Origin of the sequence: Segatella copri (assembly GCF_026015295.1) — a bacterium.
Taxonomy (GTDB): Bacteria; Bacteroidota; Bacteroidia; order Bacteroidales; family Bacteroidaceae; genus Prevotella; species Prevotella copri_C.
On the sequence record NZ_JAPDUW010000001.1, the window covers coordinates 2,148,344 to 2,162,003 of the forward strand.

Sequence of the window (13,660 nt, forward strand, 5' to 3'; positions counted from 1 at the left end):
GAGAAAGCCTATGTTCCATATCGCTCAATACTTCCCTATCACAGACCCTACGTTGATATTCTTCGTAGTGCTCCTCATCATCCTCTTTGCCCCTATCATCATGGGCAAACTCCGTATCCCGCACATCATCGGTATGGTGCTGGCAGGTGTGCTCATAGGCAAATACGGACTGAATATCCTGGAGCGCGACTCTTCGTTTGAGCTCTTCGGAAAGGTGGGACTCTATTACATCATGTTCCTCGCTGCCCTGGAGATGGATATGGAAGGCATGAAAAAGAACAAGTCGCGACTGCTTATCTATGGCCTGCTCACCTGTTTTATACCGTTCTTCCTCACATACGGCATGAGCATCTGGCTGCTCCACTACTCTGCCAAGGCTTCCTTCCTGCTGAGCTGCATCATGGCATCCAATACGCTGATTGCCTATCCTATCGTTTCGAGATACGGACTGCAACAGAAACCGAGCGTTACGCTGAGTGTGGGGTCGAGCATGATTTCGCTGCTCATAGCCCTGATTATGCTTGCCGGACTGGTAGCATCGTTCAGCAAGCATGACGGCGTACTGTTCTGGGTATTCTTCACCCTCAAGTTTGCCGCCTATTGTGGCGTGATGATCCTGCTGATTCCCCGACTTACAAGATGGTTCTTGCGAAGATACAGCGATGCGGTGATGCAGTTTATCTTCGTACTTTCAATGCTCTTTATGAGTGCGGCACTTTCGCAGATAGTGGGCATCGAGGGCGTTTTCGGCGCTTTCTTCGCCGGTCTGATATTAAACAGATATATTCCGCATGTTTCGCCACTGATGAACCGCCTCGAGTTTATCGGCAATGCCCTCTTCATTCCTTATTTTCTGATAGGTGTGGGCATGCTGATCAATATCAATCTGCTGTTTCAGGGCAGTCATATTCTATGGGTCGTGTTCTGCATCGCCTTCTTCGGAACCCTGGGCAAAGCCATCGCAGCCTATATCGCCTGTCTGGGTTTCCGATTGCCACTTTCTTCGGGTCACATGATGTTCGGACTCACTTCGGCTCATGCTGCCGGAAGTATCGCCATGGTGATGGTGGGTATGCATCTGCTCGTAGCACCGGGCACTTACCTCGTCAACGATGATATGCTCAATGGTGTGGTTATGATGATTCTGATTACCTGCATCATCTCATCCATCCTTACCGACCGATCTTCGCAGAAGATTATCCTGAGAGACAAGGAACTGCCTGATGCGGAAGACGACAAGAAGGTGAGCGATGAGAAGATTCTGGTTCCGGTGAAATATCCTGAATATGCCGACAACCTGATGAGTCTGGCGTTTCTGGTGAGAAACCAGAAACTGAACAGGGGGCTCATCTGCCTGAATGTGGTATATGAAGACAAGGACATGCGATACAACCAGGAACAGGGAAGACGGCTTCTGGAACATTGCAGTCAGCTGGCTGCTGCCACCGATGTGATGACGCAAACCCAGGTTCGTATTGCCGCCAACATCGCCAACGGCATCAAGCATGCCTTCAACGAGTTCCAATGTTCTGAGATTATCATCGGAATGCACATGCATCCTGAGGTTTCGCCGAAGTTCTGGGGAGAATTCCACCAGAGTCTTTTCAACGGATTGAGCCGACAGATTATCATGGCACGCATCAGACAGCCGTTGAATACATTGAGAAGAATACAGGTAGCCGTACCTTCGAGAGCAGAGTTTGAGCCGGGTTTCTACCGCTGGTTGGAACGCCTAGCCCGACTTGCCGGCAACCTCGACTGCCGCATCCAGTTTCATGGCAGAGAAGAGAGTCTGGCGCTCATCAATGAATATATCAAGAACCGGCATCCGGAAGTGCGTGCTGATTATACCCAGATGATTCACTGGAACGAGTTGCCGCAGTTGGCTTCGCAGATATCTCCAGACCACCTGTTCGTGGTAGTAACCGCCCGTAAGGGAACCGTATCTTACAAGACAGCACTGGAGCGTCTGCCGGAGGAAATAACGAAATACTTCTCAGGTACCAACCTGATGATTATCTTCCCCGACCAGCATGGTGATTCCTACGGCGACCAGCTTACCTTCGCTGAGCCTCAGCATCAGGAAGAGATCAGTGCTTACGAATCATTCCTGCAATGGTTTAAGAAGAAATGCAACTTTAAAAAAATGTAAAGGCAGCTTCATTTCTTAAAATATGTTTAAGAAAAGCGGAAAAACAGCCTTCACACCCTTCACCTGTAATAAATTGATTTACAGAATGTTAAATAAAAAGGTGAAGGGTGAAGGTTTGAAAACTCTATTTATATATGTACGCGTGGGTAAAGAAAAAAGTGGGTAATTCAAAAAAAGACCCTAGGGTCAAAAATCGAAAAAGCCCTAAAAAAGAATATAATATAAAGATTTAAAATATACCCTTCACCTCGTCACCCCAACACGGTTTCCATATCTTCTTTATCGGAGATATTTTCTTATCCTTCGGAGATATTTTGCTATCTATCGGAGATTATTTCTTATCTATCGGAGTTATCTTTTTATCCTTCGGAGATATTTTCAGAATGATTTCATGGTATTTTCTGTACTTTATTTCCCGAATCCACGCAAATCGCACAAATCGCATAGGTAGGAAACGGAAATGTTGTATCTTTGCAACGTCAATCAGAAGTAACAACGAAATGCAGGATTGCTGAAAAAAAACATAAAAATTTGGAAGTTAGAATTATTCAGCGTAATTTTGCAAATGAAATAAAACAAGAAACAATTGATAAACTAACATTAATAACAAGACAAATGAAGAAACTAATCTTGTCATCGCTCTGCATGCTCATGGGCTTGACCTCTATGTCTGCCCAGACCGCATTGCAAAATGAAATTCTGGAGGTAGCTCATCGTACCAACAACTATTTCATGACAAAGTACAAAGACCCAACCATCGACACTTTCGTGAAGAAAAAACGTACCAGCAACCTCTGGACCCGTGCCGTGTATTACGAGGGATTGATGGCGCTTTATGAGATTGACCCTCAGCAGCGCTATCTCGACTACACAGACAAGTGGGCAGATTATCACAAGTGGACAGCACGTGGAAGTGTGAACAATACCGATGCCGACAACCAGTGCTGCCAGCAGACCTACATGGACCGCTACGTTCAGACCGGCGGCAAGAAGGACTTGAGCAAGGTGAAGGAGAACCTCGACCATCAGATGGGCACCAACCGAGTAAACTACTGGACTTGGATTGACGCTATCCAGATGGCGATGCCAGCCTACGCCAAGTATGCCAAGATTACCGGCGAACGCAAGTATCTGGATTATGCGATGAATTCCTATAAATGGAGCCGTGATACCCTGGCTAATGGACTCTTTAACAAAAAAGAAGGACTTTGGTGGAGAGATAAGAACTACGTGCCACCTTACAAGGAGAAGGATGGCAGCAACTGCTACTGGAGCCGTGGCAACGGCTGGGTGTATGTAGCCCTGGTCCGCGTGATGGAGACTTTGCCAAAGACCGACAAGTACTATCAGTATCTGAAGAAGGATTTCATCTCTATGAGCCAGGCTATTCTGAAATGCCAGCGCAAGGATGGCTACTGGAACGTAAGCCTCGTCTGTCCTGCCAACTATGGCGGTCCTGAGATGACCGGTACAGGTCTCTTCCTCTATGGTATGGCATGGGGTGTTCAGCAGGGCATTCTTCCTAGAGCCACCTATCAGAAGGCGATGGATAAGGCATGGAAGGCTCTTGCCGCATCCGTTCACGAGGATGGTTTCATCGGCTATAACCAAGGCACCGGAAAGGAGCCATCAGCTGGCCAGCCTGTCACCTTCACCTCCGTCCCTGATTTCGAGGACTACGGCACAGGTTGCCTCCTGCTTGGTGCTGCAGAGTATTACAAGCTTTTAAAGGTAAAAAGTAAAAAAAACAAATCATGAAGAAATATATCTGGCTGATGGCTTGCCTGGTGGCGTTTTCGCCACTAAGCGCCAACGCCGCAAAGAAACAGAAGAAAGCAAAGAAGGCACAAACCGAACTTTGGCCTGATGGCACAAAGATGGATGCCTGGTTCAGCAACGCCCAGAAGGTGAACGTGGATACCCTGGGCAAGAAATACGTCCTCACCGACTATGGCGTAAAGACGGATAGTACCCTGATTCAGACCCAGGCCATCCAGGCGGTCATCGACCGTGCAGCCAAGGATGGCGGTGGCGTTATTGTGGTACCTGCCGGAACCTATCAGAGCGGTGCCCTCTTCTTCAAGCCAAAGACCCATCTCTATGTTTCAGAAGGTGGAAAACTGAAAGGCAGTGACCGCATCGCCAACTTTCCTGTGGTGCAGACCCGCATCGAGGGAGAAACCTGCAAATACTTCTCTGCCTTCATCAATGCCGATAAATGTAACGGCTTTACCATCGCCGGTCCTGGTACCATCGATGGCAACGGTTATCACTATTGGGAGGAGTTCTGGATTCGTCGCACCTGGAACCGTGAATGCACCAACAAGGATGCACAGCGTCCCCGCCTCGTCTATATCAGCAACTCCAGCAACGTAACCTTGCAGGATGTGCATATTCAGAACAGTCCGTTCTGGACCAACCACATCTACCGTTGCGACCATGTCCGCTTCCTGGGCTGCACCATCTTCGCCCCTACTTCCGGCATGAAGGCACCAAGCAGCGATGCCATCGACATTGACGTTTGTCACGATGTGCTGGTGGATGGCTGCTACATGAGCGTAAACGATGATGCCATCGCCATCAAGGGCGGTAAGGGCACCTGGGCAGACCAGGCACCAGAGAATGGTCCTGTATATAACGTGCTCATCCAGAACTGTAACTACGGAAGAGTGCACGGCTGCTTAACCCTCGGCAGCGAGAGCGTGAAAGACCGCAACATCGTATTACGCAACACCAAGGTGGGCAATGCACAGCGCGTACTCTGGCTAAAGATGCGTCCTGATACTCCTCAGCATTACGAGTACATAACGGTGGATAACATCCAGGGCACTACAGGCAGCTTCCTCGTCATCCGCCCATGGAAGCAGTTCTTCAAGCTAGGCGATCGCAAGGACATGCCGCAGAGCCAGTGCAACAACATCACGATGAAGAATATCCAGATGGATTGCGACAACTTCTTCGATGTGGGCAAGAGCGAGAAATACCGCCTGGTAGATTTCACCTTCGAGAACATCAACTGTACCGACAAGAAGATGGCTTTTGATGCCAACCTTATCGAGAACACCATAGCAAAGAAGGTGAATATAACCCCTAGAGAAAAGAGCAACAGATTGAAGACCACCGGCGATGCCGATGGGTTGAAATAACACATACATTTTATAGAAAGTAATACAGAATAGAGTACTGAAATGAGCTTAATTTGCATGAATAAGGCGCGTTTTGTTTTTTTATATCCCTCCTTATTTCTTTTTATCTCTTAAAATTAGGCATTTCCAAATATTTTGCTTAATTTTGCCTGCAAAATAATTTTGAGTAAGAAAATGATAGATATAAAAGGTATAACCAAGAGCTTCGGCTCCCTGCAGGTGCTTAAGGGCATCGACCTGCATATAGACAAGGGCGAGGTAGTAAGTATCGTCGGTCCTAGTGGTGCCGGCAAGACTACACTCCTCCAGATTATCGGTACCCTCGACAAGCCTGATAGTGGCAGCATCATGGTTGATGGCATCGATGTAAGCAGCCTCAGCACCAAGAAACTGAGCGATTTCCGCAACCAGCATCTCGGTTTCGTCTTCCAGTTCCACCAACTTCTCCCAGAGTTCACCGCTCTGGAGAACATCATGATTCCTGCCTTCATTGCAGGCAAGAGCCGAAAAGAAGCCAAGGAACGTGCCGAGGAGTTACTGGCATTCATGGGCTTGAGCGATAGAGCCAGTCACAAGCCTGCCGAGTTATCCGGTGGTGAGAAACAGCGTGTAGCCGTGGCGAGAGCTTTGGTCAATAATCCTGCCGTCATCCTTGCCGATGAGCCATCAGGAAGTCTCGACACCAAGAACAAGGCTGAGCTTCACCAGCTCTTCTTCGACCTCAGAGACAAGTTCGGTCAGACTTTCGTCATCGTAACTCATGATGAGGGCCTTGCTTCCATCACCGACCGCACCATCCATCTCAAGGATGGAATGATTGAGAAGACGGTGGAAGCAGGAGCTGCTGATAGCCAGGAAGAAACTGCAGAAGTTGCAGAAGCCCCAACAACAGAAGAAAAAACTGAAAATAATATTATATGAGCAAAAAGATAAAACTCGGCGATTACAATCGCCTTCGCATCGTAAAGAAAGTTGATTTCGGTCTGTATCTCGATGGTGGTGACGAGGGAGAAATCCTCCTTCCTTCCCGCTACGTCCCAGAGAATGTCGGCATCGGCGACGAGCTGGATGTCTTCATCTATCTCGACCAGGAAGAGCGCCTCATAGCAACCACCGAAACCCCTTTGGCAAAGGTGGGCGACTTCGCCTATCTCGAAGTGAAATGGGTCAACGAATACGGAGCCTTTCTGGGCTGGGGGTTGATGAAGGACATCTTCTGCCCATTCCGCGAGCAGAAGAAACGTATGGTGCTCGGCAACTCCTACATCGTGCATATCCACATCGACGAGGAGAGCTATCGCATCGTTGCCTCTGCCAAGATTGAGCGTTATCTCAACGAAGACCATCCTCACTACAAGCATGGTGACGAGGTGGATCTCCTCATCTGGCAGAAGACCGACCTCGGCTTCAAGGTTATCATCGACAACCAGTATCCGGGTCTCCTCTATCAGGACCAGATTTTCCAGTACATCCATACGGGTGACAAGATGAAGGGCTACATCGGAAGAGTTCGTCCTGACGGAAAGATAGATGTCACCCTACAGAAGACCGGTATTCAGCAGACAGCCGATTTCGCCGAAACCCTCTACCAGTATCTTCTGGACAACGACGGCGAGTGCGACCTTGGCGACAAGAGCGAGGCCGACGACATCTACGAGCGTTTCCACGTGAGCAAGAAGGTTTACAAGCGTGCCGTGGGCGATCTATATAAAAAGCGCCTCATCACCGTAAGCCCGATGAGCATCCGATTGGCGGAATAAAGCAGATTAGAACTATATATAATTAAGGTGGACATTGCTATTTTTAAAAAGCATTGTCCACCTTATTATTTATTTTGCATGATGCATTACATCCTTCTTTATTCTTCTACAACAGCATCCAATACGCTCCGCAAATTACCTATCAGATAAAACGGAAGATTGATCAACGTAAGCTCCTCTCAAGATAAGAGGCTTATGCTTTTTGTCTTGCTTCCAAGCCTCCAATTTACTGATGATATTTCGTCTAAACATATGCATTTGTTTCAAATCAGGGGCAAAGATACTACTTTTTTGTCGCAAATCAGCGGCAACAGCGTTAAAGTTTGTCGCAAATCAGGGGCAACAAGGCATTTCATTTAAAAAGGTGGCGCATCAAATTGTGCTTGATTAAAAACAGTTGCTGCCATATTTTTTTCCAGATTCCTTTTCTGCATATTATCCTTTTTCACGTTTATCAAGCAAAAAGCTGATAAACTCATCGCGATATTAGAGAAGTCTTCTCAACAAATCACGAGCATCCATCGGCTTAGTCCCATTCTTCTTATGAGCTTCCATTTCATCAAGAGCACGGTTAAGACTTTCTGCCACATAGGCTTCCTGCTCTGCCTGGCTCATATAAGTTTCCTGGTAACTGTTTCCTGACTTGGAGATAGAACTGGCTAATTTTTCAGCATAGTCTTTGAGCTTGGCGACAAATTCGTCAAGCGTATATTGACCTGTAGAAGGTACTTGAAACTGAATATTAATCGTTTCCATCTTATTCCTTTCTTTTAAATTAACGCCACAAAATTAACGAAAAGAATTAGAAATGCCAAAGAAAAGAATAACTTTCTTCATTTTAAGATACAAAAAAGCCTTTCAGTATCAAAAATACCAAAAGGCTCTATTGTCTTATCTCGATTTCACTTCAAAAACATTCAATTTACTCCTTCAACCATAAGTTCATAAGCTGATCATCAATATAATACGCACTTTGAGAAGTAGAAATCAGATGATATTCCAGCAGTTTCTTCACGGCACTCTGCACGCTACTTGCCGAACGGAGACGATGCTTCTTCACAAAACCAGAAGAAGTAATCTGACTAGCCATTCCCTCCTTAGCAACAGCATATAGTAGTTCCTTCTGCGGAAGAGTGAGACGGGAAAGTATCTCGCTAAACTTATGATCATTATCCAATACCAAAGCATGGATAATGCCCTCTATCATCTCACAATCAGCCTCAGCCTGTGGCACAGTCTGATTAAAAGCCTCGTGCATCACCTTCTGCATATAATAGGTATTGCCACCAAAAGCCTGATACACCTGCTCTATAGCCTTCTCCTTAATCTTCTTATCAAACTTACCAAACAAGCGGATAGCAAACTCCTTGTATTTATCAAGCGGAATCACCTCCAGGTTCATCATATCAGCACTATTGTAAAAAGGATGCGCTTTCTCGGAAAACATCTTGGAGATTAGATGACGCTCGCTGCCCGAAAAGATGAAATTGGCATTGCTGCACTTCTGAATATAAGTCCTGAGAATGGCTTCCATATTTTTCTCTGGATAATAACCTATCTGCTGAAACTCGTCGATGGCAACGATGCATTTCTTATCAGCCTGCTCCAAACAGGCAAATATCTCATCCAAAGTATAGAGCGGATTAGAAATATCACCCAACGAAAGATTAAACGTTGGGATATTGGAAATCGGATCGTAACCGAAGCAGCCATTGATAGACTTCAGAGTGTTAACCACCATTCTCATCATCTTGGTTCCACGACGGGCAGCCAATTCAAATACAGCCTTTCCCAACTCGAACGCAAATTCATGGATGCTGGAAGTTCGGAGGATATCGATGGATATACAGATGAAATGGTCTTTGATGGCAGAAGAATCCATGCAAAAGTCTATCAGTTTACTCTTGCCTACTCGTCTTGCAGCCATTACCACCATATTCTCACCACCCGTTACCTTATTGATGATTCTTTCCGCTTCCTTTTCTCTGTCGCAGAAATATTCGGGCTTGATATAACCCGTTATGATAAAAGGATTCTCCATATAGCTCACCATTTTAAAATGTTACTTTCGGCTGCAAAGATAATTATTTATTTTGAATTATGCAATTTGCATAATGCAAATTGCATAATTCATGTTGATTAAAAATCTGTTTATTATCGGTCTACCTTTTCGATAATCTTCATTCCCTCTTCCACTGCCTGCATGTTCAGCGGAATCAAACCATGATGGCGCTCTGGCAATGACTTGTAAAGCGCCTTGTTCAAACCATCGGTGCTCACAACAGGACAAACCTTCAGCAGACCGCCCAAAACAATCATATTGAACACCTTGGAGTTTTTCATCTCGGCAGCCTTGTCCATTGCATCAATGCGATAAATGGTGATGTCCTTGCGCTGTGGAGGATTCATCACACCATAGCCATCGTAAATCAGGATGCCGCCTGGCTTAATCTTCGGCTCAAACTTGTCGAGCGACGGCTGGTTGAGCACGATGGCTACATCATAATGGCTCAGGATAGGCGAAGAGATGCGACTGTCGCTCACAATGACCGTTACATTGGCTGTACCGCCACGCTGCTCTGGTCCGTAAGCAGGCATCCAGGTTACCTCCTTATCCTCCATCAGTCCTGAATAAGCCAGAATCTTTCCCATAGAGAGAACGCCCTGACCGCCAAAACCGGATATAATGATTTCTGTCTTCATTGTTCTAATCTTTTGTAAATGCCAAATTCAACATTCAACATTCAACATTCAACATTACATGTTCGTTGTATCCTTCAGGTCACCCTTAGGATACTGCTTAAACATGTTCTCTTCCATCCACTTGTTAGCCTCAACAGGTGAGAGTTTCCAACCGCTGTTGCAGGTAGAAACAATCTCTACCAGGCTGGAGCCCTTGCCCTGCATGCTTGCCTCGAACGCCTTGCGGATAGCCTTCTTTGCCTTCTTGATGCTTGCCACGGTCTCCACACTCTGGCGGGTTACATAACAAGTACCCTGCAGATGGCTTGCCAACTCGGTAATATTGAGTGGATAACCATGAAGATCAGCCTCTCTACCATAAGGACAGGTAGCAGTCTTCTGACCCAACAGGGTGGTTGGCGCCATCTGTCCGCCGGTCATACCATAGATGGCATTATTGATGAAGATGATGGCGATATGCTCACCACGGTTCAGGGCGTGGATAGTTTCGCAGGTACCGATGCACGCCAAATCGCCATCGCCCTGATAAGTGAAGACAAGACGATCAGGCCACAAGCGCTTGATACCCGTAGCTACAGCAGGTGCACGACCATGAGCAGCCTCCTGCCAGTCAATATCCAAATAGCGATAAGCAAAGACAGCGCAGCCCACCGGACATACGCCTACCGTCTTATCCTCCATGCCCATCTCCTCTATAACCTCGGCAACGAGCTTATGAACTACGCCATGCGAACACCCCGGGCAATAATGCATCGGGGTATCGTTCATCAGCGTAGGCTTCTTATATACCAGATTCTCTGGTGAAATTATATCATTCATTTTATTAACTTCTTTAATGCTTCAACGATTTCCTCCGGCTCCGGTACGATACCGCCCAGACGCCCAAAGTGCTCCACAGGAGTCTGACCATTCACAGCCAGTCGCACATCCTGAACCATCTGACCGGCATTGATTTCTACAACCAGAATGCCCTTCTTGGTCTTGGCGAGTTCATGAATCTCCTTTTCAGGGAAAGGCCAGAGGGTAATAGGACGGAACAATCCTACCTTGATGCCCTGCTCACGCGCACTCTCGATGCTCTTCTCGGCGATACGTGCCGCACTACCGAAAGCTACGATAACATAGTCGGCATCATCCATCTGCTCGGTTTCATAACGAACCTCGGTTTCACGGATTTTTCTGTATTTCTCCTGAAGAGCAATATTGCGCTCCTCCATCACCTCAGGCTTGAGTTCCAGAGAGGTCATGATGTTGACTGGACGACTCTTCGGACGGCCGATGGTAGCCCAAGGACATTCCTTCGCAATCTCCTCCTCGGTACGTCGAGGCTTGACTGGAGGCAGAACCACCTTCTCCATCATCTGACCAATGACACCATCGCTCAGAATCATCGCAGGATTGCGATACTTAAAGGCAAGCGTAAAGGCGAGATCAACGAAATCAGCCATCTCCTGAACAGAAGCAGGAGCCAGCACAATCACATTATAGTCGCCATTACCACCACCGCGGGTAGCCTGGAAATAATCACTTTGGGATGGTTGGATGGTACCCAGACCCGGACCGCCACGCTGCACATTGACGATAACGCCCGGAATCTCAGCACCTGCCATGTAAGAGATACCCTCTTGCATCAAAGCCACACCCGGACTTGAAGAAGTGGTAATGACACGCTTACCGGCACCGGCGCCACCATAAACCATGTTGATAGCCGCCACCTCACTCTCAGCCTGCAGAACCACCATACCTGATGTTTCCCATGGCTTGAGCAGAGCCAGCGTCTCTATAATCTCACTTTGAGGTGTGATAGGATAGCCGAAGAAACCATCCGCACCACATCTGATACAGGCATGGGCTATCGCCTCATTGCCTTTCATTAATGTAACTTCCTGATTTGCCATTATTTAGTCCTCCTTCTTACGATAAACAGTGATACAGCCGTCCGGACACACGATGGCGCACGAAGTGCAACCAACACACGCATCAGGTACAGCTGCCTCTACATAACGGTAACCATGCACATTGACTTTTTTCTCTGCCAATGCGATGACATGCTGAGGACAAGCCTCCACACAGAGCGAGCATCCCTTGCAACGCCCGGTGTCGACTACAATAGCCCCTTTAATCTTACTCATATTCTAATTTCTTACTAATTATCTTTACCATTGGAGTAAACAAAGCTCCTGCTGTCCACATGTCGGTTGTTATGGATTGTAGTAGTCTTTGCAATAAAAGCTCATGATATCATCCAGCATCTCCTTGGCTGCTACGGCAGGGCTCTCCGGATCGAGGGCAATGGCCTCCATATAGCAGTCGAGGGCACGCTTAAAGTCACCCTGCTTGCGCCAGGCGTTACCCTGCTGATAATATTCTTCTGCTGTCATTTACTCTTTTCTTTTTAAGTTTTGCTCTGCGAAATTACTAATTTTCGGCTAAGAAAAAGAATATAAGCCTAAGATTTAAACTATATTAATGTAGTTTTTCACAAAAATGCGCACACTATAATTCAGTGTGCAATTTTTATGAAAGATGTGCATTATTTCTACTAAAATATTCTATAAAAACACTATTCGTCATTTACCGCAGTTTTTTACGGTAAATGACGAACAGTACGATTCCCCTTAACAGAAGGTAGAGAATGAAGGCCAACCACAAGGCATGATTGCCCAGGAAAGGATGCAAGCCGAAGAACAGACCGAAGAACGAAGCCGAGGCTACAGCGGTAGAACAGAGCATCGACTTAGACTGGGTGATGCCTACAAAGATGCCATCGAAGACGAATGCCGACATGCCAGACAGCGGAATCAGCACAGCCCACCAGAAATACTCGCCCGATGCAGCTATCACCTGCTTATCGCTCGTGAGCAAAGAGAGGAAATTCTCGCCACCCACTATATATAATAAGGTGAAACCTACTGCCACGACAGCTCCAAAACCCATCGTTCTTCTAACCACCTCGCGGAATGCTCCCATGTTTCGGGCTCCATAATACTTGCCGCTCAACGCCTCTGCCGCATAAGCAAAACCATCCATAAAATAAGAGAAGATGGTAAAGAGCGTCATCAGCAGCGTATTCACAGCCAGCACGATGGTACTCTCCCTGGAACCTGCCGCCGTAAAGAAGAGGTTGACCGCCACCAGACAGAGGGTGCGGAGAAAGATATCCTTATTGAGCGAGAAAAACTGCTTCAGCGGTTCGGCAGCAAAGAGATGCCGGCGATAGTCATACTTGCTTAACCGGCGATACCAGATGCGATAGAACAGACATGCCATCAGGAATCCCCACCATTGGGCAATGACCGTTCCGAGCGCCACGCCTTCTACCGTCATACCGCCGACAAAGACCAGCAGCAGAGAGGCTACGATGTTCACCACATTCTGCGTCAGCGATACCATCATCGGAATGCGCGTGTTCTGCATACCTATAAACCAGCCCGTAAATCCGTAGAGTCCGAGCACTGCCGGGGCTCCCCAGATACAGACATAACAGTATCTTCGTGCCAGTTCCACGACATCCGCTTCCGGCGACATCGCCCAGAGTCCGCAGCCTATCAGCCATTTCTGGAGAACGAAGAACAGCACTCCTATCCCCACACCGATACTGAGAGAGCGCACCAGGAGCCTCAGCACCTCAGCCAAATCTCTCCTTCCCAAAGCCTGCGAAGTCATTCCGCTGGTTCCCATTCTCAGGAATCCGAAAAGCCAGTAGATGACATTGAATAGCATCGAGCCCACGGCAATGGCTCCGATGTAAGCCGCATCGCCGATATGCCCGACGATAGCGACATCAACCAAACCCAAAAGCGGTACCGTGATATTGGATATTATCGACGGCACCGCTAATTGTAATATTCGTTTATTCACCTTTTTCAATTCTTAAGCCTCATTTAGTTTTACCGGTA

Annotated in this window: 13 protein-coding genes; 5 read left to right on the forward strand and 8 right to left on the reverse strand. The window is 47.1% G+C overall.

Going from position 1 to position 13,660, the window contains the following annotated elements; translation table 11 throughout:
* The first annotated feature begins 10 nt into the window (after positions 1 to 10).
* From ONT18_RS09170 to ONT18_RS09190, 5 genes are all read left to right on the forward strand, one after another.
* Positions 11 to 2,152: a cation:proton antiporter gene (locus ONT18_RS09170; protein ID WP_264905107.1), complete on the forward strand. Its 2,142-nt coding sequence runs from the start codon at positions 11 to 13 to the stop codon at positions 2,150 to 2,152.
* A 615-nt stretch (positions 2,153 to 2,767) separates the two neighbouring features.
* The gene (locus tag ONT18_RS09175; RefSeq protein ID WP_264905109.1) at positions 2,768 to 3,910 is read left to right on the forward strand and encodes a glycoside hydrolase family 88/105 protein; all 1,143 of its coding nucleotides are present in this window, start codon (positions 2,768 to 2,770) and stop codon (positions 3,908 to 3,910) included.
* On the forward strand, positions 3,907 to 5,298 hold the full coding sequence (locus ONT18_RS09180; protein ID WP_264905111.1) for a rhamnogalacturonidase: 1,392 nt from the start codon (positions 3,907 to 3,909) through the stop codon (positions 5,296 to 5,298). Before ONT18_RS09175 ends, ONT18_RS09180 begins: the two co-directional genes overlap by 4 nt.
* A gap of 174 nt (positions 5,299 to 5,472) precedes the next feature.
* A complete protein-coding gene (locus tag ONT18_RS09185) occupies positions 5,473 to 6,219 on the forward strand; it encodes an ABC transporter ATP-binding protein (RefSeq protein ID WP_264905113.1) in 747 nt (248 codons plus the stop codon).
* Positions 6,216 to 7,058, forward strand: coding sequence for a CvfB family protein (locus ONT18_RS09190; protein WP_264905114.1), 843 nt, complete (start codon positions 6,216 to 6,218; stop codon positions 7,056 to 7,058). The genes ONT18_RS09185 and ONT18_RS09190 overlap by 4 nt, the downstream gene beginning before the upstream one ends.
* A gap of 486 nt (positions 7,059 to 7,544) precedes the next feature.
* On the opposite strand, the gene ONT18_RS09195 is transcribed toward ONT18_RS09190, so the two are convergent.
* The 8 genes from ONT18_RS09195 to ONT18_RS09230 all read right to left on the reverse strand — a co-directional run bounded on the left by ONT18_RS09195 (position 7,545) and on the right by ONT18_RS09230 (position 13,631).
* The gene (locus ONT18_RS09195; RefSeq protein ID WP_117695039.1) at positions 7,545 to 7,814 is read right to left on the reverse strand and encodes a hypothetical protein; all 270 of its coding nucleotides are present in this window, start codon (positions 7,812 to 7,814) and stop codon (positions 7,545 to 7,547) included.
* Between the two features lie 166 nt (positions 7,815 to 7,980).
* Positions 7,981 to 9,099, reverse strand: a complete 1,119-nt coding sequence (locus tag ONT18_RS09200; RefSeq protein ID WP_233339178.1) for an AAA family ATPase — start codon at positions 9,097 to 9,099, stop codon at positions 7,981 to 7,983.
* Positions 9,100 to 9,212: 113 nt separating this feature from the next.
* Positions 9,213 to 9,761, reverse strand: coding sequence for a 2-oxoacid:acceptor oxidoreductase family protein (locus ONT18_RS09205; RefSeq protein WP_117695038.1), 549 nt, complete (start codon positions 9,759 to 9,761; stop codon positions 9,213 to 9,215).
* 54 nt (positions 9,762 to 9,815) lie between these two features.
* The gene (locus tag ONT18_RS09210; protein ID WP_006848320.1) at positions 9,816 to 10,580 is read right to left on the reverse strand and encodes a thiamine pyrophosphate-dependent enzyme; all 765 of its coding nucleotides are present in this window, start codon (positions 10,578 to 10,580) and stop codon (positions 9,816 to 9,818) included.
* The gene (locus tag ONT18_RS09215; protein ID WP_117728618.1) at positions 10,577 to 11,659 is read right to left on the reverse strand and encodes a 3-methyl-2-oxobutanoate dehydrogenase subunit VorB; all 1,083 of its coding nucleotides are present in this window, start codon (positions 11,657 to 11,659) and stop codon (positions 10,577 to 10,579) included. Before ONT18_RS09215 ends, ONT18_RS09210 begins: the two co-directional genes overlap by 4 nt.
* 3 nt (positions 11,660 to 11,662) lie before the next feature.
* Entirely contained in the window at positions 11,663 to 11,893 is a 231-nt protein-coding gene (locus ONT18_RS09220; protein WP_006848322.1) for a 4Fe-4S binding protein, read from the reverse strand.
* Between the two features lie 69 nt (positions 11,894 to 11,962).
* Positions 11,963 to 12,142 (reverse strand): tetratricopeptide repeat protein, encoded by a 180-nt coding sequence (locus ONT18_RS09225; protein ID WP_006848323.1) that lies wholly within the window; start codon positions 12,140 to 12,142, stop codon positions 11,963 to 11,965.
* Positions 12,143 to 12,335: 193 nt separating this feature from the next.
* Positions 12,336 to 13,631, reverse strand: a complete 1,296-nt coding sequence (locus tag ONT18_RS09230) for an MATE family efflux transporter (protein WP_254969942.1) — start codon at positions 13,629 to 13,631, stop codon at positions 12,336 to 12,338.
* Between the last annotated feature and the right edge of the window lie 29 nt (positions 13,632 to 13,660).